This is a genomic window from Lutispora sp., from assembly GCF_041687175.1.
Taxonomy (GTDB): domain Bacteria; phylum Bacillota; class Clostridia; order Lutisporales; family Lutisporaceae; genus Lutispora.
This window is the reverse complement of record NZ_JAWLCK010000007.1, coordinates 34,931-59,032: the sequence shown is the minus strand read 5'-3', so window position 1 is coordinate 59,032 and position 24,102 is coordinate 34,931. Positions and strand designations below refer to the sequence as shown.

General features: G+C 34.0%; 23 protein-coding genes. 4 read left to right on the top strand and 19 right to left on the bottom strand.

The window, feature by feature from the left end:
• Positions 1–734: 734 nt before the first annotated feature.
• Positions 735–1,400, bottom strand: coding sequence for a sporulation protein YunB (yunB, locus tag ACESM9_RS02625; protein ID WP_372995000.1), 666 nt, complete (start codon positions 1,398–1,400; stop codon positions 735–737).
• Positions 1,401–1,619: 219 nt separating this feature from the next.
• Here yunB and ACESM9_RS02620 point away from each other — a divergent pair, with 219 nt between their 5' ends.
• Positions 1,620–4,013 (top strand): transglycosylase domain-containing protein, encoded by a 2,394-nt coding sequence (locus ACESM9_RS02620; RefSeq protein ID WP_372994998.1) that lies wholly within the window; start codon positions 1,620–1,622, stop codon positions 4,011–4,013.
• Between the two features lie 68 nt (positions 4,014–4,081).
• Here ACESM9_RS02620 and ACESM9_RS02615 read toward each other — a convergent pair whose 3' ends face one another.
• The 4 genes from ACESM9_RS02615 to spoIIAA all read right to left on the bottom strand — a co-directional run bounded on the left by ACESM9_RS02615 (position 4,082) and on the right by spoIIAA (position 5,999).
• Positions 4,082–4,207: a hypothetical protein gene (locus tag ACESM9_RS02615; protein ID WP_372994996.1), complete on the bottom strand. Its 126-nt coding sequence runs from the start codon at positions 4,205–4,207 to the stop codon at positions 4,082–4,084.
• Positions 4,208–4,472: 265 nt separating this feature from the next.
• On the bottom strand, positions 4,473–5,210 hold the full coding sequence (gene sigF / locus ACESM9_RS02610) for an RNA polymerase sporulation sigma factor SigF (protein WP_372994994.1): 738 nt from the start codon (positions 5,208–5,210) through the stop codon (positions 4,473–4,475).
• A gap of 10 nt (positions 5,211–5,220) precedes the next feature.
• Positions 5,221–5,649, bottom strand: coding sequence for an anti-sigma F factor (gene spoIIAB / locus ACESM9_RS02605; RefSeq protein ID WP_372994992.1), 429 nt, complete (start codon positions 5,647–5,649; stop codon positions 5,221–5,223).
• A 14-nt stretch (positions 5,650–5,663) separates the two neighbouring features.
• Positions 5,664–5,999 (bottom strand): anti-sigma F factor antagonist, encoded by a 336-nt coding sequence (gene spoIIAA, locus ACESM9_RS02600; protein WP_372994990.1) that lies wholly within the window; start codon positions 5,997–5,999, stop codon positions 5,664–5,666.
• Positions 6,000–6,244: 245 nt separating this feature from the next.
• Between spoIIAA and ACESM9_RS02595 the strand changes: the two genes are divergently transcribed.
• Positions 6,245–7,351: an MGDG synthase family glycosyltransferase gene (locus ACESM9_RS02595; RefSeq protein WP_372994988.1), complete on the top strand. Its 1,107-nt coding sequence runs from the start codon at positions 6,245–6,247 to the stop codon at positions 7,349–7,351.
• 160 nt (positions 7,352–7,511) lie between these two features.
• Positions 7,512–8,987 carry an aminotransferase class I/II-fold pyridoxal phosphate-dependent enzyme gene (locus ACESM9_RS02590; protein ID WP_372994986.1) on the top strand — a complete coding sequence of 492 codons (1,476 nt, stop codon included), beginning with the start codon at positions 7,512–7,514 and terminating at the stop codon, positions 8,985–8,987.
• Positions 8,988–9,009: 22 nt separating this feature from the next.
• Here the strand turns inward: ACESM9_RS02590 and tmk are convergent, their stop codons facing one another.
• The 10 genes from tmk to ACESM9_RS02540 form a co-directional block, all read right to left on the bottom strand.
• Positions 9,010–9,624, bottom strand: coding sequence for a dTMP kinase (tmk, locus tag ACESM9_RS02585; RefSeq protein WP_372994984.1), 615 nt, complete (start codon positions 9,622–9,624; stop codon positions 9,010–9,012).
• 17 nt (positions 9,625–9,641) lie between these two features.
• Positions 9,642–10,397 (bottom strand): S-methyl-5'-thioadenosine phosphorylase, encoded by a 756-nt coding sequence (locus tag ACESM9_RS02580; RefSeq protein ID WP_372994982.1) that lies wholly within the window; start codon positions 10,395–10,397, stop codon positions 9,642–9,644.
• Positions 10,398–10,466: 69 nt separating this feature from the next.
• Positions 10,467–10,718 (bottom strand): hypothetical protein, encoded by a 252-nt coding sequence (locus tag ACESM9_RS02575; RefSeq protein WP_372994980.1) that lies wholly within the window; start codon positions 10,716–10,718, stop codon positions 10,467–10,469.
• Positions 10,719–10,751: 33 nt separating this feature from the next.
• Complete coding sequence (locus tag ACESM9_RS02570) at positions 10,752–12,800, bottom strand: ATP-dependent helicase (protein ID WP_372994978.1); 2,049 nt, start codon at positions 12,798–12,800, stop codon at positions 10,752–10,754.
• An 83-nt stretch (positions 12,801–12,883) separates the two neighbouring features.
• The gene (locus ACESM9_RS02565) at positions 12,884–13,456 is read right to left on the bottom strand and encodes an indolepyruvate oxidoreductase subunit beta (RefSeq protein ID WP_372995002.1); all 573 of its coding nucleotides are present in this window, start codon (positions 13,454–13,456) and stop codon (positions 12,884–12,886) included.
• 1 nt (position 13,457) lies between these two features.
• Complete coding sequence (gene iorA / locus ACESM9_RS02560; protein WP_372994976.1) at positions 13,458–15,206, bottom strand: indolepyruvate ferredoxin oxidoreductase subunit alpha; 1,749 nt, start codon at positions 15,204–15,206, stop codon at positions 13,458–13,460.
• A 17-nt stretch (positions 15,207–15,223) separates the two neighbouring features.
• Positions 15,224–16,126, bottom strand: a complete 903-nt coding sequence (locus ACESM9_RS02555) for a bifunctional enoyl-CoA hydratase/phosphate acetyltransferase (protein WP_372994974.1) — start codon at positions 16,124–16,126, stop codon at positions 15,224–15,226.
• Between the two features lie 24 nt (positions 16,127–16,150).
• The gene (locus tag ACESM9_RS02550; RefSeq protein ID WP_372994972.1) at positions 16,151–16,762 is read right to left on the bottom strand and encodes a lactate utilization protein; all 612 of its coding nucleotides are present in this window, start codon (positions 16,760–16,762) and stop codon (positions 16,151–16,153) included.
• A gap of 120 nt (positions 16,763–16,882) precedes the next feature.
• Positions 16,883–17,782, bottom strand: coding sequence for an LCP family protein (locus tag ACESM9_RS02545; RefSeq protein WP_372994970.1), 900 nt, complete (start codon positions 17,780–17,782; stop codon positions 16,883–16,885).
• 48 nt (positions 17,783–17,830) lie between these two features.
• On the bottom strand, positions 17,831–18,091 hold the full coding sequence (locus tag ACESM9_RS02540) for a DUF3343 domain-containing protein (RefSeq protein ID WP_372994968.1): 261 nt from the start codon (positions 18,089–18,091) through the stop codon (positions 17,831–17,833).
• Between the two features lie 142 nt (positions 18,092–18,233).
• On the opposite strand from ACESM9_RS02540, the gene ACESM9_RS02535 reads away from it, so the two are divergent.
• Positions 18,234–19,154 carry a selenium metabolism-associated LysR family transcriptional regulator gene (locus tag ACESM9_RS02535; protein ID WP_372994966.1) on the top strand — a complete coding sequence of 307 codons (921 nt, stop codon included), beginning with the start codon at positions 18,234–18,236 and terminating at the stop codon, positions 19,152–19,154.
• Here the strand turns inward: ACESM9_RS02535 and ACESM9_RS02530 are convergent.
• The 4 genes from ACESM9_RS02530 to ACESM9_RS02515 are packed head-to-tail and all read right to left on the bottom strand — an operon-like array spanning position 19,124 to position 24,096.
• Complete coding sequence (locus tag ACESM9_RS02530; RefSeq protein WP_372994964.1) at positions 19,124–19,555, bottom strand: DUF523 domain-containing protein; 432 nt, start codon at positions 19,553–19,555, stop codon at positions 19,124–19,126. The two genes, ACESM9_RS02535 and ACESM9_RS02530, sit on opposite strands and share 31 nt — an antisense overlap.
• Complete coding sequence (locus ACESM9_RS02525; protein WP_372994962.1) at positions 19,552–21,924, bottom strand: endonuclease MutS2; 2,373 nt, start codon at positions 21,922–21,924, stop codon at positions 19,552–19,554. Before ACESM9_RS02525 ends, ACESM9_RS02530 begins: the two co-directional genes overlap by 4 nt.
• A gap of 22 nt (positions 21,925–21,946) precedes the next feature.
• Positions 21,947–23,413: an ATP-binding protein gene (locus tag ACESM9_RS02520; RefSeq protein WP_372994960.1), complete on the bottom strand. Its 1,467-nt coding sequence runs from the start codon at positions 23,411–23,413 to the stop codon at positions 21,947–21,949.
• Positions 23,410–24,096, bottom strand: a complete 687-nt coding sequence (locus ACESM9_RS02515) for a response regulator transcription factor (RefSeq protein WP_372994958.1) — start codon at positions 24,094–24,096, stop codon at positions 23,410–23,412. The genes ACESM9_RS02520 and ACESM9_RS02515 overlap by 4 nt, the downstream gene beginning before the upstream one ends.
• Positions 24,097–24,102: the final 6 nt, after the last annotated feature.

Below are 24,102 nucleotides of genomic sequence, written 5' to 3'. Positions count from 1 at the left end.
GCCAGGATCAAACTCTCATTTTAATATATTTCGCAAGCCCCATGTATTCCTTATGGGTCTTGGTACTTGGCTTCCTATTGGCCCATTGGCCTATCAGCCTATTGGCCTATTAATCATCGTTTAATCCTACTCAAAAGAATTACATCTATCTAGTACTGTTTAGTTTTCAAAGTCCATGTCTTTTGTCTGCGCATCGCGCCGACTTTTATATACTATCACGCATAAATGAAACTGTCAATATGTTTTTAGTTTTTTGTCTTCATCTGTCGTTACTTATTAAGCTCATGTAGTCCACCTAAAACATGTTGTCAATATGCTGTTTATGCTTTTCGACATTTTTGTTTCATCGCTGTGATGTGTGTCCTACCGAAGCAGGAACTTTATCTTATCATGTTTCATTCCAGGTGTCAAAAGGTAATTTTTACTTATGTTTTTTTCTAATATCCTTCGGTCAAATCCCTCAAGTTGACAGTTCAGGTATGTGTCTTAGATCATAATTCATTCAAGCTTGGTTCTCAAGTTTTTAATTTTGTAATGCCCCGCTCTCAGGCAGGAAGTTTATCTTATCATCTAATATACTAGTTGTCAATATATCGCTTGTTGCTAATTTCTTCATCTACAGTTACTTAGTTTGTAAACGGCCCTTTTAATTTTTTATAGTATAATATAATTTTTAAAAGTCATCAAAAAATCAACATCAACATTTTTTTATTCATGGTATACTTAGCAATAGCTTATTCCAAAAAGTGATTGATACTATCTTTGGGCAAATTAATATAACTCTCAGGTACATCGCCTACAATTATTGTTTCTGATACAGGTATGTTTGTTGATACATCTATTTCATTTCCTGCGAAAGGAACGACTATCTGAACCTTTGTGTTTACCTTAAGATAAATTTTTAGTCTTGTCTGATTTATGCCTGCTTCTGAAAACTCCGTTGTAAAGTTTACATTTACAGAACCCGCTGGTTGAACTTTAATGTTTATTTTAGGCCCTTTATCTGCAAAAATCTGGCTGCCAAACACATTACCTATTGAAATATACAAATCCTTAGCAGCTATGTTTTCTAACTCCTTTTGAATTGATAAGGACGTTTCTACAGCTATTCTATTCATCTCAGAAGTGTTTGCCTGTACCATTGTCACTCTACCCATATTATCAGTCTGAATGTTAACTAAATTACTAAAAGCGTCCATTGCTATTTTTTTACTCACTGCATCATTAATAGCTTGTGTAGCAAATAGTCTTGCTTTTATTTCAGACATAACAATTATTTTGGGTCTAATATTATTTTCTACATATATATATAAATATAGCATAAGAAAAGATAACAAAATTGTAATAAAAATAAAAACAGGTTTTCTTTTTCTAGGTGAAAATTTATTATGCCATCTCATTATTACACCACCATATTTGATAATAATTGCTTCATATTAATATATGAATAAAACAGCATATCCAATGTTTTATTTATTTAAGATTGACTTAGAACTATTTTTAAATATATTCGTCAAATACCTAAATAGAAGCCTTATTTGATAAGATTTCATCAATATGGTATAATTGGTCTGTTAAAATCTCTTACCGTTCTTTTTAATCTACTGAGGAGGTATAAAATGAGTACCGAGGAAACTAAACCGAATTCAAATAAACCATCAAAAAAGAAAAAAAAGAAATCTTTAAATAAAGTTTTAAAGATGATTGTTATCCTTTTATTATTGATTGTATTCACTGGTGCCAGTGTTGCATTAGGTATCGCTTATAGCTGGATTAGCAGCGCTGAACCCTTGGATACACAAGAGGTTTTTAATCTTGATCAAACAACTTACATCGTTGATGAAAATGACAATGTTATTGATAAACTCCATGCTAATGAAAATAGGAGCATAGTATCTTTAGATCAAATTCCGAAAAATTTACAAAATGCTTTTATCGCTATTGAGGATAAAAGGTTTTATAAACACAACGGAATTGACCCTCAGCGTATAGTAGGCTCCCTTATTGAGGATATAAAGCAGAGAAGACTAGCACATGGAGCCAGTACCATTACACAGCAATTAATCAAAAATGTATACCTTACTAAAGATAAGAAGTGGAAACGTAAAGTAGTAGAAATGTATTATGCTCTGCAGTTGGAAAGACAATTTACTAAAGAACAAATTTTAGAAGCCTACCTAAACACCATTGGGTTAGGAGGCAATAATATTTCAGGTGTTCAGGAAGCTGCTTTATATTATTTCGGCAAAGATGTGAGTGAATTAACACTAGCTGAATCGGCTGTTATCGCAGGTATTACAAATCTTCCTTCTGCGTATTCGCCTTACTTGAATTACGAAAGGTCTATGCAAAGAAAGAACTTGATATTAAGTGAAATGTTAAAGCAGAACATGATTTCTCAAGCTGAGTATGATGAAGCTATTGCTCAGGAGATAAAACTGGCAAAGGTTGAAAAAGAAGTTGAAACCACATACTTTGCAGATATGGTTATAAAAGATGTTATATCTGCACTTCAAGAGAAACTGGGTTATGATAAAAATGAGGCCGAAAGAAAATTATTTAATGGTGGATTAAAAATAGTTGCAACCATTGATACTCAAATGCAAAATATTTTAGAAGAAGCTTTTAGTAACCCTGAATTATTTCCAAAATCAACTGAAGATGAGACTGGGGCATTACAACCAGAAGCTGCTATGGTTATAATTGATAATAGCACTGGACATATAAAAGCAGTTATGGGTGGAAGAAGTTCAAAGGTAAGAAGAGGACTGAACAGAGCTACTCAGTCACCTAGGCAACCTGGTTCAGCTATAAAGCCTCTGGCTGTTTATGCACCTGCACTGGATAATGGATATACTGCCGGTACAGTAATTGATGACTCCCCGGTAACATTCGGAAATTACTCGCCTAATAATTATAGCAGAAACTTCAATGGTTTGGTTACAGTTAGGGAAGCAATACAAAGTTCATTGAATGTAGTAGCAGTTAGAATTGTTCAAGATGTTGGGATTCAACGCTCTGCAGAATATCTCCAGAATTTTGGAATTTCTACTGTTGTAACTTCAGGAAGTAGAAATGATATGAACCTTCCTGCTTTAGCTTTAGGTGGAATGACAAAAGGTATAAAACCTGTTGAATTGGCTGCCGCATACACTACATTCCCTAATAAAGGTATATACACACAGCCTGTATCCTTTACTAAAGTACTCGACAGGCATGGAAATGTAATACTTGATAATACTCCAGAAAAACGCAGAGTTATTAGTGAACAAGTAGCTTATATGATGGTAGATATCATGAAGGGTGTTATAAGAGGCGGTACTGGGGGTAATGCCGCTTTATCAAATATGCCTGTGGCAGGTAAAACAGGGACCACTTCTGATTTGAAGGATGCCTGGTTTGCTGGATATACTCCTTACTATACTGCTGCTGTATGGATTGGTCATGATGAACCAAAACCTATGAGCTTCACGGGCGGATCATATCCCGCAAGACTCTGGAAAGCAGTTATGCAAGAGATACACAAGGATTTAAAGAGAAAAGAATTTGAAAAACCTGATGGTTTGGTAGCTGTATCCATATGTACAGAGTCTGGTAAAAGGCCTTCTGAATTGTGTGCTCTTGATCAAAGAGGGGGAACAATTCGTTCAGAACTATTTGTAAAAGGTACTGAACCTCCTGTTGATAGCATATGCGATGTACATGTTATCAAAGATGTTTGCAAGGAATCAAACAAACTGGCATCAGAATATTGCCCGATAGAAAGCATAGAGTCAAAAGTGTTTACACAGAGAAGCGAGCCATTAGATCCAACAAAAAAACTGCCTGCAGATTATATCTATGAAGCTCCAACTGAAATATGCGATATGCATCAAAATTACCTACCCGATGAAGGCGATTATTTTGATGAAGATATAATAGATGATGAACGCTTAGATGAAGAGATTGATAATCATGAAAATAACAGTAATAATAAAGACAAAAATGATATAACTAATCTTTTCAACTATTAACTAAAAACAATAGGAAAGGCTCCATTGGTTGTTAAAGGCTTCCAATGAAGCCTTTTTTATCTTATAAATCAATCATGCTTCTGCATAATATTTCTGTTTATCTTGTCTTCTATATCAGACCTTATTTCATTTTCACCCTCTTGCTCCATATTCAAAAAATTTTTATTGATTCTGTAATAGTCTTTCTGTTTCATAATACTCACCTCTAACAATTTCTAGCTTTATTCTACTGAATAAACTAGCTTAGCTTTTTCAGGTATATGATCTAAAGGTTTGCTTCTTGAACTCATCCATGAAAAAAATGAAATTAAAGCAATTATCAATATTATTATTAAATATCTGAGTTTAAGCATATACTACACCTCAAACCACTTATAAACTTAGTATTGATAATTTACCTGTAATAATTCAAAAAAAAGAAAAATCTCATAAAAACATATTTGAGATTCTTCTTGCCAACTATGTTAATCTTTTTCTCAGTTTATCAAGAATTTTCTTTTCTATTCTAGATACTTGTACTTGTGAAATACCTAATGTGTCTGCAACTTGGCATTGGGTCTTTTCATTGAAATACCTTAGTATAATAATCTGGCGCTCTCTTGGTTCTAATGTTGCAAGCATCTCTCTTAATGCTATCTTATCAACCAAACCACTATCCTCTAGATTATCATTTTGAATCTTGTCAATAAGTAAAACCGGAGAACCATCATCTTGATGGATAACATCATATAAGGATTGGATAGAATTCAAAGAATCCATAGCCATAATTAAATCTTCAGTCGGAATATCAAGCTCAGCAGCTAATTCCGATATAGTTGGTTCTCTCCCATAGTTTTTTTCTATATTCTCTTTGCAAGCATTAGCTTTTATTGCAATCTCCTTTAAACTTCTGCTTACTTTTATTATTCCGTCATCTCTTAAAAATCTCTTAATCTCACCTATAATCATTGGTATAGCATATGTAGAAAATCTAACATTATATGAAGTATCAAATTTCTTTATAGCCTTTAGTAGACCTATACTTCCTATCTGCACTAAATCTTCATATTCACAACCCCTGTTAAGAAATCTTTTTACGACACTGCGAACTAGACCTAAATTCTGAGACACAATGTAGTTCTCTGCTTCTGTATCTCCACTCTGGGCTTTCTTAATATAATCAACTATTTCTTCTTGAGAAAGCTCTAACCAGTCCATAGAATACCTCTTAATCTCTTTTAAAAGATTTTTTCATTATTACGGTTGTTCCCTTGCCCAGCTCAGAAATAATACTTACATGATCCATAAAAGTTTCCATAACAGTAAAACCCATGCCCGACCTCTCCAGTTCAGGTCTGCTCGTATATAGAGGTTGTCTTGCTTTTTCAATATCTTCTATACCTTTACCTTTATCCGTGATTTCAACCTCTACCGTATTATCTATTATTCTACAAACAATAGTAACATAGCCCTGTTCATATTCATAACCATGGATGATAGCATTTGTTACAGCTTCTGAAACAGCAGTTTTTATTTCTGATATTTCCTCAATAGTAGGATCTAACTGAGCTGCAAAGGCAGCTACTACTGATCTTGCAAAACTTTCGTTTTGTGATTTACTAAGAAACTCCAGTTTCATTTCATTGTCAATTTTCATTAACTTACGCTCCTTTACAGTTTTTCTATAGCCGTTTTTTTATTGTCAAAACTCGGTATAATCCTCTTTAAGCCACATATTTCATATATCCTTTTAATTTGCGGCTTCATAGATACGATTCCTACTTTGCCTCCATTTGAAGCAATGAATTTGTATCTACCTATTATAACTCCAATTCCAGAACTGTCCATGAAGTTCAACCTACTCATATCAAAGATTATATTCTTAGGATTTTTAGCTAAAATCTCATCATCAATAGAATCCCTGACATAACTTGAACTATGGTGATCTAGTTCACCATTGAGTTTTATGATAAGAGTATTATTACACGTCTCAAAGCTAACTTGCATCCCTTTCCCTCCATTACCATAGTAGTATTATTATTCTTTATTAACTTATTTTTTCCTTCATCGAAAAATGTAATGTTTTGTTCAAATTGGCAGATTTGCTAATTTTTTTACTATCATATAACAGTAAAGGCATTTAACAAAATTATGAAACTTTTTATATCTTTTATCGTATAAATACATTGAACATAAGATGTATTATTTTTTAACTAAGGTGTTATACTTGTTTTAAATGAGGAGTGATATTTTTGAATATTCTTATATTTTCAGTATCTATAGGTAATGGACATGATCAGGTTGCCCATACTATAAGAAATGAGTTTTTATCAGCAGATCCTGAAAATAATGTAAAGATTATTAACACTATAAGCTTGATAAGCCCTTTATTGGATAAGGTGATTCTTGATAGCTACTTGAATATCTTGAAATTCTATCCAAAAGCTTGGGGGAAAATATATGAGAAGACAAACAAACTGGATCCCATAATCGATATAAATGAAATAACCAATAAACTGCTAGCTACAGTTTGGTTAAGAAAACCCATGGTTAGCTTTGAACCAGATATTGTTTTCTGCACTCATAGCTTTCCTGCTTCAATTGTTTCTAACCTTAAAGAAAAAGGCAGGATCAATTGTCCACTGATTTCTATAATTACAGATTTTAATATACATTCATCTTACATAAATGATTATACGAATTACTATGTAATTCCACATGAAAATCTTATTTATGTAATGGAGAACTTTGGAGTTGATAAAAAAAAGGTTCTACCCTACGGTATACCTATAAGGAAAGAATTTTCTCTTAATATAGATAGAAAAAGTATTATAGAGAATCTTAAACTTGAGGATAAAAGAACTATTCTGGTAATGGGAGGAGGTTTAGGCTTAGGGTCTATAAATAGAATAGTTAAGGAATTAGATAGAAAATTTAAGGATATCCAAATAATTGCTGTTGCGGGGCGTAACAAGAAGCTAGAGCATAAGCTAAAAAATCTAAGTACAAAGAACAGTCTCATTGTTTATGGCTTTATTAACAACATTCATGAATTAATAGAAATATCTGATATTGTAATTACTAAACCTGGAGGAGTTACTATAGCAGAAGTATTATCAAGAGAAAAACCCTTTATAATCTTTTCACCAATTCCAGGTCAGGAATCGGACAATGCTGAATTTTTATTAAATAATGGAGTTGCTGCAACTACATCTGATATTGAAAAAATACCACTGTTGATTAATCAAATATTAAACAATGAGATTAGAATAGAGAGTATGAAAAAGTTATCAGCCTATTTAAAGAAGCCTTTTTCTGCAAAAAAGATTGTTGATTTTACATCTAAAACTTTTGGCTAAAAGTGTATATAATTTTTTATTGCATTTTGAATATATTTCCCCTATAATGTTTATTGAATTTAATAGGTCTAATGAAATCGCTCTGCAAAAGCCTCTACTTATTGCATCGAAGTTAGGCTTTTTTTTTATTAAAATAGCTTGGAAGGAAGTGTAAAAAAAGTTGTATCAACTAGATCAAACAAAAACACCTTTATTTGATGCACTTATGGAATATGTAAACAACAAAACAATCCCTTTTCATGTCCCTGGTCATAAGAAAGGCCAAGGTATGTGGAATGATTTCAAGAATTTTGTTGGAATAAATGTATTATCAATGGATGTGACTGTATTTAAACAGGTAGATAGCCTTCATAAACCTACAGGCGCAATAAAAGCTGCCCAAGAGCTTGCTGCAGATGCCTATAATGCAGATTATACATTCTTTTCGATTCATGGCACTTCAGGTGCTATACAAGCTATGATTATGAGCGTTGTTGGACCGGGAGATAAGATTATAATACCAAGAAATGTCCATAAGTCCGTAACAGCAGGTATAATCTTAAGTGGTGCAGCCCCAGTGTACATGCAACCAGAAATTGATAATGCTGTAGGTGTTGCTTTAAATGTTACACCAGAAACAGTAGAAAACACCTTGGAATCGAACCCAGATGCAAAGGCTGTTTTAATTGTAAATCCCACATATTATGGTGTCTCTACAGATATAGAAAAAATTGTTAGAATCGTTCATAGTTATGGAATTCCATTGATTGTAGATGAAGCTCATGGACCCCATCTGCATTTTAACAGTAAACTTCCAATTTCTGCAGTAGATGCAGGAGCGGATATCTGTTCTCAAAGTACCCATAAAATTATAGGATCCATGACTCAAAGTTCATTGCTGCATGTAAGAAAAGGCTTTGTAGATGTTAATAGGGTAAAAACTGTAATGAGCTTGTTGCAGACAACCAGTCCTTCCTATATTTTATTAGCTTCCTTAGATGCTGCTAGAAAACAAATGGTGATGGAAGGAGAAAAACTTTTAGATCAAACCATTGAATTAGCTAGTTACGCTAGAGAGAGCATTAATAAGATTGAAGGTTACTACTGCTTTGGTGATGAGGTATTAAATAAAAAAGGCGCATATGCCTTTGATCCTACAAAAATAACTATAACATGCAAAGATTTAGGCTTAAGCGGCTATGAGTTAGAAAGAATTTTGGCTGAGAAATACTTTATCCAACCTGAAATGTCAGATTTATATAATGTGTTATGTGTATTTTCCCTTGGAGATACTAAAGAAACAATCGATAAACTTATTTATGCATTAAAGGAAATAAGTGATGTTCAGTGCTGTTCCTTGAGAAGAAAAATTGAAATACTAGATGTTCCAAATATACCAGAACAGATGTTAACACCAAGGGATGCTTTCAATAGCATGACAGTTTCAATACCTTTATCCGATAGTATGGGACAGATAAGTGCTGAATTTCTGATGGCTTATCCTCCAGGCATACCAATATTGTGCCCTGGCGAAATGATCACCAAAGAAATTATTGATTATGTAAAAGCATTGAAAGAAGCTAATCTTTATGTGCAAGGAACAGAAGATCCTGAAGTAAACAATATTAAAGTAGTAAGTGATTTAAGTATTTTCTGATAAAAAAGAGTAGAGAAAACCTCTACTCTTTTTTTATCTCTTTTTTAATTTTATCCCATACTTTTTCCCATATTTCTTCATGTACAGATTTGCGTTCACGTTCTCCATTTACAACGATGTATTTGAACTTATCTGCCAAATGAAGATATGATTTTTTCACTCTTTCCAAATAACTATAATCTCTCTCATATACATCTCTTCTTTCTTCCTGCTTTCTACTGCTTGAAGTTTCAGTGCTTATATCAATTAATACAACTATATCAGGCTGAGGAAGCTTGTTCTCCAAGCCAACCATCCAATCAAGGTCAAGTCCATTAGCCAGTCCGTAGGCAAGACCTGAAGGGATATATCTATCTATTACTAAAAAATCTTTTTCCTTCAGCATAGACTCAATATATTCTGCTTTTTCATAGCGATTGGCCGTATATAGCAGCTGCCTTACAGCGGTACTGTAACTTCTTTTTCCTTCTAAAAAAAGTTGTATCTCTCTCCCCAAAGGAGTTTCGGTATCATGAAAATGCATGTACTCTGTTTCATAGCCTAATTCTTTCAATCTATTAACAAATAGTCTTGATTGAGTCCCTTTTCCTGATTGGTCCATTCCTTCGAAAACTATTAAGATCCCCTTTTTACTCAATTTAACCTCCATAATTTCTACACTTCTAATCTTTCAATTATATTAAAAATCAAATCTTTTACTCTATTATTGTTTTCACTGAATACTTTTAATACTTCTTCCTCAGTAACAGGCTTAATATCTTCATTTCCTTCTAATCCTACATCGTAATCAGTTATCAAGGCAATATTTACATATGGAATCCCTAATTCCTTTGCCAATATGCATTCTGGATATTGAGTCATGTTTATTACATCCCAACCCATTTTACTGAACCATCTACTTTCTGCCTTAGTCGAAAATCTAGGTCCTTGAATTACAACCACCGTTCCTCTTTTATGTACTTTAATACCCATTTTCTCGCAAGTTTCAATGGCAACTGCTCTCAGTTTCGGGTCATAGGGGTCTACACCTACTATATGCTTTGTTTCAGGACCATCGTAATAGGTATCACCTCTTCCCCAGGTTCTATCTACAAAATCATCACATATTACAAAATCCCCTGGTTCAATCTCAGCCTTCAAACTACCTGAAGCAGTAGGGGCAATTATATATTTTACACCAAGCAACTTCATTGCATAAAGATTTGCTTTATAAGGTATTTTATGTGGGGGAAAAGAATGTTTCTTTCCGTGCCTTGGTAAAAAAGCTACTTTCTTATTAGCTATAGTTCCTAAAGATATTTTATCACTAGGTTTCCCATAGGGTGTTTCTATATCAATTTCTTCTACATCGGAAAAAAGAGAGTATAAGCCAGAACCTCCAAACACGCCTACATCTGCTTTGTAATTCATATAATCCCTCCAAAAACTTTATTTACATAAATATTACTATAATGAAAAAATAAGAGCAACAATAATAAACTAGCTGCCCAAAAACTTTGGCCCTAAGTATCTTTTTATAAGTTCCTCATCACTTTCATTTGAAAGCTCAATAGGCTCCCTATCCAGATCCTCAAATACAACTCTTATGGTTGCATCTCCTTTTATAAACTGTTCAGCAGCTGTTTTTTCGTCTACTTCCCTTATCTTTTTTGCTTTTCTGGATTTAGCGCTTTTTTCAAATTCCCTTGCAAAATAGCTGCCGGAAACTCTAATAACTTTGATATATTTCATACTTTACACCTCAATAAATAAAATAACATCATATCATTTAAGGCTTATTATCTTGTTTTTTATTAAAACATCTAAGTTCAGTTTCTTGAGACCATTTTTAAATTCAACAATAATAGTATATTCATCTGATTTATTATAAATTTCTTTTATTATCCCTTCTCCAAAATACTTATGATTTATCATATCTCCACATCTAAAGGAATCTCTATAGTCTTTAAGCCAACCATCAATTTCTCCAATAAATCTCGATGGAGAAACCTTTTTAGAAAACCTTTGTTTGGGTACAAAAATATGTAAAACTGCTTTTGCTCTTGTCATAGCCACATAAAACAGCCTTCTTTCATCTTCTAGATCTGCTGATGTTATGTTTTCTTCTTTTAAATATGGTATGATTCCATCTACCGCCCCAGATATAAAAACTTGCTCAAACTCTAAACCTTTTGCCTTATGCATTGTCATAAGCGATACAGCATTATTATTGCTCTTGTCTTTATACCTATTCCCAACTGACTCAAGTATATTATTAACATGTTGAATATAATCCGAAATATTTGCAAACTTCTCTGCTGAGCTGCTTATTTCTTCCATTAAATCCTTGAATAATCTAAAATCTATTGATTTAGCATGAGCATATTCTCTAACATATTCTTCATAACCTATAAAGCTTCGTATATATTTTGCTGCCTTGCTGGTTTGCATATCCTTAATTCTCAGCAAGCTATCCTTCAACTGATAGAGACCTCTCACTTGAAGCTCATTCAGCAATCCTGATTTAATTATATTTTCAATCAAATCTCCATCTTTATTTAAGGATTCTTCGATAACATGCCTGGCGATATAACGATTCGGCTTATTAATTATCCTTAGCAAGCTATTGTTTGTATCAATTCCTAATGAGGCTTTAAAATAGCTTAATATATCCTTTAATAACCAATGATTATAAATAGATGCTAAACCATCATAAGATACATAAGGTATATTGGCTATTGTAAAAGCATCTACAAATGCTCTGGATTGAAGATTAGTCCTATATATTACAGCGAAATCCGAATATTTTGCCCCTTGCTTAACCATATTTTTAATTTTTTCGCTGATTACTTTAGCTTCCTCTTCAAAGTCTTCAACCCTTACAACATATGGATTAATACCCATGCTTTTTGTGGTTACAAAATTTTTTTCATATCTATTTTTATTATTGCCTATTAAAGACATAGCTGAGTTAATTATTGCTCTGTGGCTTCTATAATTATATCTAAGTATTATCTTTGGCACAGCTTTATATGTTCTGGAAAATTGAAACATTATGTCAGCATCTGCTCCTCTAAAACTATATATGGATTGGTCATCATCTCCTACGATAAAAATATTGTTTCTAGGATATGCTATCATCCTCATAATCTCATACTGTATTTTGTTGATATCCTGAAATTCATCAATGAGTATGTGTTTGTACTTTTCCCTTATAGAATCTAATATTTTTTCATTATTGAGTAGCAGCTTATAACAGTGAGAAAGCATATCATCATAGTCATACTTTCGGTTAATATTTTTGTATTTCTCATATTCTCTTCTTATATCCTTAAAAATATTATTATCAACTGAAGATGATTTAAAATCCTCAATATCTATAAGGGTATTCTGAATGTATGACATCTCACTAATTATTGATTCAATGGTTTGCTCATCTTCATAAAAGTTATGCCCTAAGCCTTTTATAATAGATTTTACTACAAAATGTTTTTCCTTCTCATCTATCAGATCTTCAAGCCTATAATCATTATAGGCTCTGAGTATTTTAAAAAAAATAGAATGGAATGTCCCAAAGGTTACACCCTTACATTCATTTTGGTAATTAGATAACATAAAAAATCTATTTTCCATTTCCTTTGCAGCTGCTTTCGTAAAAGTAACTACCAATATTTCATGGGGCTTTACCCGATATTCTTTTATGAGATACAAGACTCTATGAGTAATAATTGTAGTCTTACCAGTTCCTGGTCCTGCTATTACCAAGCAAGGTCCATTAAAGTGTCTTACTGCTTCTAATTGTTCCTTATTCAATCTTTGTAATTTTGATTTCATATGCAACACCTTAAAAAAGGGGAGAAATTAATCCCCCCAGCTTTTTACTTAATACATTTTCTTACAGTGCTAAAAAGCATTTGTTATAGCTCCATACCTTTATTGAAGGCTTTGATGTTTATATCTATCATTTTTGCAGGTATTATTTCCTTTAATACTTCTATCCAATCTACCTCTGTTAGTTCGAAAGCTTTAACCAATGCACCAAGCAATACTATATTCTGAGTTTTTATGTTTCCTAACTCTGTTGCTACTTTGGCAGCATCTATCTCTATAGTTTTAAAACTATTTTTTAAAGCCTCCATAATTCCTTGGGGATATTCAGCTTTTCCAATTGCAATGGGTAAAGATGGAATTTCATAGTTATTAACCACAACTATTCCATCAGGTTTAAGATATTCTATCCATCTTACTGCTTCCATTTTTTCAAAAGCAACTAGTATATCAGCCATACCTTTACCTATTAGGGGTGAATAGACTTTATCACCGTATCTTACTTGAGTAGTAACGCTTCCCCCTCTTTGAGCCATTCCGTGAACTTCTGACATCTTAACATCATATCCAGCCTTCATCAACCCTGCAGTTAAAACTTTGCTCACTAAAATTGTTCCTTGTCCTCCGACTCCTACCAGAAGAATATTCTTTACGGTTTTCATCCTATTCACCAACCCTTCCAATGGCATCAAATTTGCACACTTGAAGACATACATCGCAACCTACACACATTGATTGCTCAATATAGGCCTTTCCATCTTTGAAGAAGATCGCAGGGCAGCCTACCTTCAAGCACATCTTGCATTCTTTACATTTATCTCTATCAACAATGCACTTTGTCTTTGGCGCAGGAAGCCCCTTTATCAGCACACAGGGTCTCTTAGTAACAATTGCATAGGACTCAGTTGCTTCTTCTGCTTCTTTCACAGTATCCTCCATAGCTTTTAAATCACAGGGATCTACAACCTTGACTGTCTTATAGCCTATGGCCTTTAGAACTCCCACAACATCTATCTCAGTTGTAGGTTCTCCCATTAGTGTCTTTCCTGTGCCAGGATTCTCTTGGTGTCCAGTCATTCCTGTAATTCTGTTATCCAATACTACAGGAACCATGTTACCTTTATTGTACACAATGTCTATAGCACCGGTGATACCTGAGTGGAAGAAGGTGGAATCTCCTACTACACCAAATACTTTACCTGGTCTTCCTGATACTTCAAAAGCTTTTGAAATTCCCATTCCTGCACTGAAGCCTGCACCCATGCAAATACATGTGTCAAGTGCTTCAAGGGGTTGACTGGCTCCTAAGGTATAACATCCAATATCTCCTGTAACAACCCTATTTTTCTTTTTTGATATGGTATAGAAGAACCCTCTATGTGGGCAGCCTGGACACAATACAGGAGGTCTTGGAACAGGATTTACATCCAATTTCTTTGTTTCATATACTTTATCTAGCAATGCGTTTGCAATTATTTCTGGATTTAGCTCATATAGTCTTGGTATGAGTTCCTTACCCGTACATTTTATTCCTGCTGCCTTTATCTGCTCTTCCATATATGGTTCTAACTCTTCTATTACATAAAGTTCTTCCACATTTTGAGAAAATTCCTTAATCAAATTCATAGGAAGAGGATAAGTAAAGCCAATTTTTAGGTAAGAAGCATCTTCGCCAAATATTTCTTTTGCATATTGATAAGCTACACCAGAACTGATGATACCGATTTTCTTATTGTTGTATTCAATTTTATTAAGTGGTGATTTATTCGAATACTCTTCTAATGCTTCCAGCCTTTTTTCAACTCTTGCATGAGCAAGCTTTGCATTAGCTGGAGCTGCCACATATTTTGGAATATTCTTTACATAAGGCTTAAAGGATACTTCCTCTCTTTCGCCTAATTCAACGATGCTTTTACTATGGCATATTCTAGTAGTAACCCTAAACAACACGGGGGTGTCATACTCTTCACTTACTCTATAGGCTTCCTTCATAAAATCTTTGCATTCCTGGCTGTCAGAGGGTTCAATCATCGCCATTTTTGCAAATTTAGCGTAATATCTATTGTCTTGTTCATTTTGAGAACTATGCATGCTCGGGTCGTCAGCTGTAACTAAAACAAAACCCCCATTTACTCCAAGATATGCATATGTGAAAATTGGATCTGCAGCAACATTGACACCTACATGCTTCATTGCTGCTAAACTTCTAGCTCCACCTATAGAAGCTCCTATTGCAACCTCTGTTGCAACCTTTTCATTTGGTGCCCATTCAGAATAAATATAATCCTTATATTCTATTATATTTTCTAAGATTTCTGTGCTTGGAGTTCCAGGATATGCAGCTGCTACTGTAACTCCCGCTTCGTAGGCACCTCTGGCAATTGCTTCATTGCCTGACATTAAACGCCTCACATAATCTCCCCCTTTTATTATTTATAGTTTGCAATAATACTTCCTAAAGCAATAGATAACAATTTGGTTTCAGATGTATCTGCTCTTGATACCAAAACAATAGGAACTTTAGCTCCCATTATAATTCCCGCTGATTTTGAATCTGCAAAGTATGTCAGTGATTTACCAAGAGCATTTCCTACTTCATAATAAGGAACTAGCAATATATCTGCCTTTCCACCGCCTTCTCCTTTATAGCCTTTGTGTTCACATGCCTGTTTGCTTATAGCCAAATCTAGTGCTACAGGTCCTTCAACAATAGTGTTCATTGCCTCCCATTTATCTTTCATGTTAGCAAGAGCCTCGGCATCAACGGTAGCAGGTATTTTGGGATTTACAGTTTCTGCCCCAGCTAAAACAGCGGCATATATCCTGTCTAAGCCCATAGCTTTACATACAGTAATTGCATTTTCAAGAATTTTAACCTTCTGTTCCAGACTAGGTGCTACATTAATTCCTCCATCGGTCAAAAACAGAAGCTTGTCATAGGAAGGTGCTTGATAAACCATAACGTGGCTTATAAGACTATCGGTTCTCAATCCAGTTTCTTTGTCCAAGACAGCTCTCATAATATCAGCAGTCTGCAATAATCCCTTCATAAGAAAATCTGCTTCTCCTACTCTAACAAGAGATACAGCAGTTTTTGCAGATTGTACTGTATCAGGTTCATTAACAATCTTAAAATCATACGGAGCATCAATATCTTTCAGTATATCCTTAATTGCTGCCTCGTCACCAACAAGTATCGGCTCTACTAGATTTAGTTTAGCAGCAGAAGCAACAGCTTCAATTACATCCTTATCCTGGGCGGCGGCTACAGCAAGCCGCATAGTCTTGTTATTCTTTACAACTGACAGCATTTCATCAAAGTTCTTTATCACATTTTCACCCCCTATCGTAAATGTTTAATAACCTAAGGATTCACCTATTATTACTATCTCAATATCTATTTTTGTTGGTTTCTTTTCTATTATCGTTGTGACATTGCACATCCTTTGTGGGCTGTCACAATCGTTACATTTGCCTGTTATTGCACAAGGTGTCTTCAAATTTAGTCTTCTTGCGTTTTTGTAAGTGTTTTCCTTAATCCTTTTCATGGCACCATCAATATCATCAACTAGCTTGTTTATGCCACATACTACATACACCTTTTTAGGTCCAAACACCATAGCAGTAACTCTATTTCCAGTTCCATCAATGTTGACTAGCTGTCCCTTCTCTGTCAATGCATTAGTGCTTGTCAAGTATACATCAGCTTTTGAAGCATTTTCCCTGGCTCTATCCATACCTTCCGGAGTAGACTCAAGCCAATGAAAGTGTACCTCATTACCTCTCTCTACTAGTGCTTTTGGGAGACCTAGTTCTGTAATCGTCATACTTCCCCCAATACCCACTTTATCCGTCACTTTTATCTCTTCCAGCAGTGTATTGGCAGCTGTCTTTGAGTCTTGGAAATACCTAGCTTTAAAATGGTTTTTTTCAAGAGCTTTGATTGTATTCTCAATTCTCTTATCCATGAAAACACTCCTCTCTTCCCTACATATTCTCATTTTATCATAAGATTATATGCTGTCCAAGCATGAAAAAAACCTCTTTAAATGAAGTAATTAACATCACAAAAGAGGTTTTTATTATAGTTATTCATCTATAGCGGTTTCTTCAGTTATTGCATATATTTGTTCCTTGAGTTTTTCTTTATCAATTACAAAGAAGGATAGACCTTCCATAGTTTTCGACTTGCCTGGAACAGTATGAAAATGTATATTTTCAGAAGATACATTCTTGGCTTTATTAGCAAAATACATCATCTCATTAGGAGACATATTTGTTTTTACATATTCTTTTATTGGTCCTTGAAGTTTGATAAAATTAGCAACTATATTACCTTTCATAATCTTTTCTATACCCAATTTGACAATCTGCTGCTGCATTTTAATTCTGCCCAAGTCTCCGTCTTTATAACCTCCACCTTTGTTATTCTTTCTCCACCGTAAAAGCTTTATTATATCTTCACCGCTTTTTACTACTTGTCCTTTCTCAAAATGGATATGAAGATCATCGGCAGGATCGTCATAATTCATATTATTTGGTACCTCGACTTCTATACCACCAATTCCATCTACTACGGCTTTTACTGCCTCATAATCAAACTGAACATAATAGTTAATGTCCAAGGAGGTGATATCCTCCACAGCCTTAACAACTCCGTCTGCACCATCGCTTCCGTATGCTGCATTAATTTTCTTTTGTGCTGCATGTTTAAATCCTTTTCTTGGATAATAAGTATCCCTAGGGATTGAAAATATATCAACCTTATCTTTTTCCATGTCATAGCTAGCCAGCATAATAGTGTCTGATAAGTTCTTTGCAACTCCCACAACCAGTACATTAACTCTTTTTTCAGGTATTTCGAATCCTGCAAAACCGGAACTTAGGCTTATGCTGTTTAAAAACATATACAAAATACCATATAGAACCCCTATGCTTAATATAAAACTAGTAATAAATATTTTAAAAAATTTCTTTTTTTTATTCAAAATCTTACCCCCTGATGTTTAGAAAGCTCTCTATATAAGAACATACCCTTATATCATGACATAGTCTTTTTTACCATCTTTATCTTCTATACTATAGAGCCCTGCATAATTTAAGTTTTTTTCATTAATTAGTTTTTCAATATTCTCTAAGTAACTGTGACTGAATTTAACAGCAAGACCACAGCTTGCAGCTATACTTCTAGGTACAGGCATTATTGTAATTTTTATACCATTTTCCTTTGCATACTTTTCAAAAGATAATGCATGATGGGTAGAATTAAATGTCGCAATATATTCTTTTTCATCCAATTTCATCACCTCTTGCCGAATATATATTATACTCTTATTTGATATCATAAGCAAACTATAGTTTTTGTTCTTAAATTGACTAAATTAAGCGATAGTTGTATTATTTGAGTAATGATAAGTTAGTATATTGGAGGTCACATAAATGGATTTTAAGCAGATAGAAGCTTTTGTATATGTGGTTCGTCATAAGAGTTTCTCCAAGGCAGCGGATGCTATTTATTTAACCCAGCCCACAGTAAGTGCTCATATAAGCTCTTTAGAAAAAGAAATCGGTACCAAACTCATTGACAGATCTTCGAAAGAGATTGTACCCACAAAAGCTGGAAAAATTTTTTTTGAATATGCTTTAACTCTTATGAATACAAGAGATGAAGCTATATTCTCCTTAAGTGATTTCACAAAAGGCTTGTCTGGAAGAATTGATATAGCAGGATCTACTGTACCTAGTCAATATATAATGCCTCAGCTAATACTGGAGTATCAAAAAATATATAAAAATATTTTTTTTAATCTGATACAACTAGATACAAACCAAGTTATAGAGGAATTATTGGACAACAGTTATGAAATAGGAATCGTAGGTTCTAGAATCAATACTGACAAATTAAGTTTTGAAAGATTGCTAGAAGACAAAATTGTCCTGATAACCCCTAATAATGAAAAATATAATAAGATACATAGTAATTCTGTTTCATTAGAAGAGTTGAAAAATGAAAGCTTTATTTTCAGGGAAATAGGCTCGGGAACAAGAAAAGAGTTTGAGAAAAGATTATTAAAAGCAGGAAAGGATCCTAAATCCATAAATGTTGTGGCACAAATGAACAGTACTGAAGCTATAAAGCAGGCAGTAAGTTCAGGCCTTGGAGTTTCCATAGTATCCTATATCAGTGCAAAGGATTATATCAGGTTTGGGATGATTAAAGCATTCGAAATAAAGGAATTTGATATAAACAGAGAATTCTACATAGTTTATCATAAAAATAGGCCTATTTCTCCTCTCGTCAATATGTTTAAAGAGTTTGCCATAGAGTACTATAATAAAAATTCATCTTCCTCTGTATAGACCTTAATGCCGTTTTCTGTTAATAGCCTGGCAAAAACACCGACACCAGGTATAAGTTTGCCAGTAAAGGTGCCATCATAAATAAGTCCATAACCACAGGAGGGGCTTTTAGATTTCAATATAGCATACTTACAGTTATTTAAAAGTGCTATCCTAAAAGCTTCTTGTGCTCCTTTTTTAAAATACATAGTTACATCTTCGCCAATGGAATTCTTTATTATATCTATTCCCTGCTCTAATTCTGCAGGAAGCCTGGGGGTACTAAGCCCCCCAAGCTGTTCAGGGCATACGGCTATAAGGTTATGATGCTTAAGCAATTTTACTACTTTCTCATTGTAACTATTACCACCATTATATTTGCTATTTATACCAAGAAGACACGCACTTACAATAATATTCATTTTATCTCAACGATGGTAGCTCCAAGTCCACCTTCGTTATACCCTCCTGTTCTAAAAGATTTTACATGAGCATGGTTTTTTAGAAACTCTTTAATTCCAGACCTTAAGACACCGGTACCCTTTCCATGAATAATAGTAACCGTTGGGATTCCGGCAAGATAAACATCGTCAAGATATTTATCTATATCCATGAGAGTTTCATCTAATGTTTTGCCCCTAAGATCTATTTGATGAGGTACATGAGCAGCTTTTGCTCTTCCTATTTTTGAATATCTTTCAGTTATTACTTCCGTCTTTTCATCTTTCATAAGTTGAAGATCCTTTATATTTACATTTATTTTCATGATACCAGCCTGTACCACTAGATTTCCATTTTCATCAGGTAAAGTTATTACATTCCCTTTCTGATTCAATGTCAGAATTTTTACAGTATCACCTAATTTTAATTTTTCAGGGGGCTTTATGTTAATTTTAGACATTGCTCTAATCCCTAATGACTTTTCTGTCTCATCTTCAATAGATTTTAAACTCTTTCTTGCTATTTCTATAGCTTTTGCCTTTTCTTCGCTTTCTTTATCCATGGCATCTCTAAGCTGCTTTATTATATCGTTTATTTCTTCTTTATGCTTTTCTACCAATGCTCTTGCAGTTCTATTGGCTTCTTCAATGATTCTATCTTTTTGAGCAATAATCTTTTCTAGCCTTCTGTCGGCCTCTTCTTTTGTTTTTTGAATTTCATTTCTTAATCTTTGAGCAATGTATTTTTCTTCGTCTGCTTTTTTTCTGCTTTCCTCCAGGGAAGAAATAACATCTTCAAACTTGATCTTATCCTTAGTTATGAACTCTTTTGCTTTTTCAATAATAGAATCGTCCAACCCCAGCTTCTTTGATATCTCAAAAGCATTAGATTTTCCAGGTACCCCTATTGACAATCTATAGGTAGGCTGCAGTGTCTCAACATCAAACTCAACACTTGCATTACAAACTCCAGCTGTTGTCAATGCATAAATCTTTAGTTCACTATAGTGAGTTGTTGCAACAGTCCTCACATCCTTATCATGCAGTAAGTCCAAAATCGCCATAGCTAAAGCAGCACCTTCTGTTGGATCTGTACCTGCACCTAGCTCATCTAATAATACTAAAGAGTTTTTAGATACATTATTCAAAATCGATACTATATTCTTCATATGTGATGAAAATGTGCTAAGGCTTTGCTCTATACTTTGTTCATCCCCTATGTCTGCGTAAATCTGATCAAATATGGGTACTTCACTGTAATCTCCGGCAGGTATATGCAAACCAGATTGAGCCATCAAGTTCAAAAGGCCTGTGGTTTTCAATGTGACAGTTTTTCCTCCTGTGTTTGGCCCTGTAATTACTAAGGTATTAAAATCCTCCCCAACCCTAATATCTATAGGAACAACAACCTTTGGATCAAGTAAAGGATGTCTTGCCTTTTTAATATTTATCCTACCCTCAGTATTTATAACAGGCTCTGAACATCTATAGGCTAGAGAGAATTTAGCTTTAGCAAAAATAAAATCTAAAGTAGATAGTATCTCCACATTTGTTTTTATACCATCGTGGTTTTCTGCTATCAATGCTGATAGTTGTATCAATATCCTTTCAATTTCTTCCTTTTCCTTAAGCTTCAATTGCCTTAAATCATTGTTCATTTCTACCACTGCCATGGGTTCAATAAAAAGTGTGGCACCGCTTGAGGATTGGTCATGGACTATACCAGGTATATTGGACCTATATTCTTGCTTAACCGGTAATACATACCTATCTCCTCTCATGGTAACTATTTGTTCTTGCAAATATTTCTGATATGTGGCAGAGGTAACCATATTGTTAAGTTTGTCTTTTATCTGTCCATGCTTATCTCTTATTTTTCGCCTTATTGTACTTAATTCAGGACTGGCATTGTCAGATATCTCGTCTTCATTCAATATTGCTTTATTAATACTGTTTTCTATATGCCTATATTCATTGAGCAGATTAACTAAATCATCTATTATAGGGTATTCTTTTTCACTGCGCTCTTCTCTCATGAAGTTCTTTATTTTCCTAGCAGATGCTAGGGCATAGGAAGTTAACAGCAGTTCCTCTATTGTGAGCATAGATCCTATTTCAGCTTTTTTTAATGCTGTTCTAATATCATGTAGACCTTCCAGGGGAAATGCGCCTCTTTTCAGTATAATATCCGCTGCTTCTGTAGTTTCCTGCAGCCACTCCTTTACTTCATAAACATTATTGCTGGGCTTTAATGCCAAAGCTATCTCACGACCAAGGTTTGACACTGTTTCATCTGCTACTATCTTAACTATTTTATTATATTCCAAAACTCTTAATGTTTTATCATTCATTCTATCACCCCGTCAACTGCTTCTAGCTCTCATTGTATGAAGGTAACCAGAAACAAAATTCTGTACCCTCTCCTTTTACACTATTTACTGTAATATCACAGCCATGTGCATTTATTATGCTTTTTATTATGGACAATCCTAGACCAATCCCTTCAGAACTTTTATCCTTAGATTTACCTGCGGTATAGAATCTATCCCAAATAAAAGGCAAATCTTCTTCAGAAATACCTTCCCCATTGTCTCTTACACAAACATATATCCTATCGTTTAATCTGTAGGAACTTACTAATATATTGCTGTGATTATATGAGTGTTTTACTGCATTGGCTAAAAGATTTATTAATATTTGCTTGATTCTGTTCTCATCCGCTAAACATAATAACAGATCATCATCTATTTTGCTATATTTTATTGAGATATCTTTTTTTACGGCTAAAGGCAAGATTTTGTCTATAGTGCGCTTTATAACCGCGTCCACGCTGAAAGAAGAAAGCTTTAGCTGTATTGACCCCGCCTCTATTTGAGAAAGGTGCAATATCTCATCCACCATCTTTTCTAGTCTTTCAGATTCCTCCAAAATAATATTGAGGTATTTCTCTCGATCACTTTCTGAATCAACCAGTCCATCAATCAGGATTTCTGTATAACCCTTCAGATAACTGAGAGGAGTTCTGAGTTCATGGGATACATTGGCTATAAACTCTCTTCTAATTTGCTCTACTCTGGATAGTTGTTTAGCTAAGTTATTTATGGTCTCTCCTAATGTAATAATCTCATTGCTGGATTTCAAATGTATCTTAGTATCATAGTTGCCTTTTGCAATCTCTTTTGCTGCATTATTTATTTTAATCAAAGGTTCTGTAAAACTATGAGATAGAAAGAGAGCTATTATAGAAGCAATTATTACAGCCCCTAAGAATATATATAGAAACTGTATTCTAATAGCTTGAGTTGTAATTTCCAAAGGTTCTAAGGGCGTAACGATATATACAGCTCCAATAACTTCCTGGAGCTCTTTGCCTTCAATATAGTGTTCATATAACTGCTTCTGCTTTGCGTCCCACAGCGATATTTTAGTTCTATTTATTGGCACACCTATAATAAGACAGTCCAAATTTCTCAACATCTTGTTTTCATCTTGAATTAACTCACCATTTAATATGCTGCCTAAATATTTAAGACCAAAAAACCATCCTTGTTTATATTCTAAACTACCTGTTATATATGTTATCCTTCCACTGCTATCGGTAACTACAATGACATCGTTCACATTTCTTATAGCGTCTATATATGGAACATTAAAACTATATTCATTTCTGCCCAAAGCTCTAGCAATATCGCGGGCATCCTCCACTACCTCTTTTACTTTTTCATCATAGTAAAAGGAGGAAAGAAAGCTTGTCTGGAATACCATACTCATAAAAAGTATGCATAGAATTGTTAATATTATTGCACTCCACAGTTTAACTCTAATACTGTTGTACTTCATCTCTTTACCTCAAATTTATATCCTACTCCCCAAATTGTAGTAATGCAGCTACTTTTACTCCCTAATTTTTCTCTGATTCTTTTAATATGGGTATCAACGGTTCTCGGGTCTCCATATTGATCATATCCCCATACTTTCAATAGCAATTGCTCTCGGGTAAAAACAATATTCTGGTTAGTAGATAAGAAAAGCAAGAGCTCATATTCTTTATTGGTAAAGGATATTGATTTGCCATCAACCTTAACTTCTCTTGATAATGTATTTATGGTTATATCACCCAAATCAATTATACTTGTTGTTTCAACACTTCTATTCTCTGCCCTTCTCAATAGTGCTTTTACTCGTGCCACAAGTTCTCTCGGGCTAAAAGGTTTAACAATATAATCATCCGCCCCAAGTTCAAATCCAAAGAGCTTATCGAATTCTTCTCCCCTTGCTGTTAGAAGTATGATAGGTATATCAGAACCTTTTCTTATCTCCCGACATACTGTCCAACCGTCGATTTCTGGCAACATAATATCTAGTATTACTATATCAAAATGAAAATTCTTTATTATGTTAAGTGCTTGCTTACCATCAACAGCTTCGTAGGTTTCAAAATTCTCTTTTTTGAAAGCTATTCTTATTAGCTCCCTCATCTTGGCTTCATCTTCAACGAGCAAAATCTTTTTTATTTTATCCAAGTACAG

Excerpts from the sequence above, each read along its gene's own strand:
- spoIIAA (WP_372994990.1), bottom strand. The coding sequence starts at position 5,999 with ATGCAAGTTAGCTTTGAGACGTGTAATAATACTCTTATCATAAAACTC.
- sigF (WP_372994994.1), bottom strand. The coding sequence starts at position 5,210 with ATGGACTGGTTAGAGCTTTCTCAAGAAGAAATAGTTGATTATATTAAG.
- ACESM9_RS02615 (WP_372994996.1), bottom strand. The coding sequence starts at position 4,207 with ATGAAACAGAAAGACTATTACAGAATCAATAAAAATTTTTTGAATATG.
- spoIIAB (WP_372994992.1), bottom strand. The coding sequence starts at position 5,649 with ATGAAAATTGACAATGAAATGAAACTGGAGTTTCTTAGTAAATCACAA.
- ACESM9_RS02550 (WP_372994972.1), bottom strand. The coding sequence starts at position 16,762 with ATGGATAAGAGAATTGAGAATACAATCAAAGCTCTTGAAAAAAACCAT.
- ACESM9_RS02525 (WP_372994962.1), bottom strand. The coding sequence starts at position 21,924 with ATGAATGATAAAACATTAAGAGTTTTGGAATATAATAAAATAGTTAAG.
- yunB (WP_372995000.1), bottom strand. The coding sequence starts at position 1,400 with ATGAGATGGCATAATAAATTTTCACCTAGAAAAAGAAAACCTGTTTTT.
- ACESM9_RS02520 (WP_372994960.1), bottom strand. The coding sequence starts at position 23,413 with ATGAAGTACAACAGTATTAGAGTTAAACTGTGGAGTGCAATAATATTA.
- ACESM9_RS02530 (WP_372994964.1), bottom strand. The coding sequence starts at position 19,555 with ATGAATATTATTGTAAGTGCGTGTCTTCTTGGTATAAATAGCAAATAT.
- ACESM9_RS02580 (WP_372994982.1), bottom strand. The coding sequence starts at position 10,397 with ATGAATTACAAAGCAGATGTAGGCGTGTTTGGAGGTTCTGGCTTATAC.
- ACESM9_RS02575 (WP_372994980.1), bottom strand. The coding sequence starts at position 10,718 with ATGAAATATATCAAAGTTATTAGAGTTTCCGGCAGCTATTTTGCAAGG.
- ACESM9_RS02565 (WP_372995002.1), bottom strand. The coding sequence starts at position 13,456 with ATGAAAACCGTAAAGAATATTCTTCTGGTAGGAGTCGGAGGACAAGGA.
- ACESM9_RS02620 (WP_372994998.1), top strand. The coding sequence starts at position 1,620 with ATGAGTACCGAGGAAACTAAACCGAATTCAAATAAACCATCAAAAAAG.
- ACESM9_RS02535 (WP_372994966.1), top strand. The coding sequence starts at position 18,234 with ATGGATTTTAAGCAGATAGAAGCTTTTGTATATGTGGTTCGTCATAAG.
- ACESM9_RS02570 (WP_372994978.1), bottom strand. The coding sequence starts at position 12,800 with ATGAAATCAAAATTACAAAGATTGAATAAGGAACAATTAGAAGCAGTA.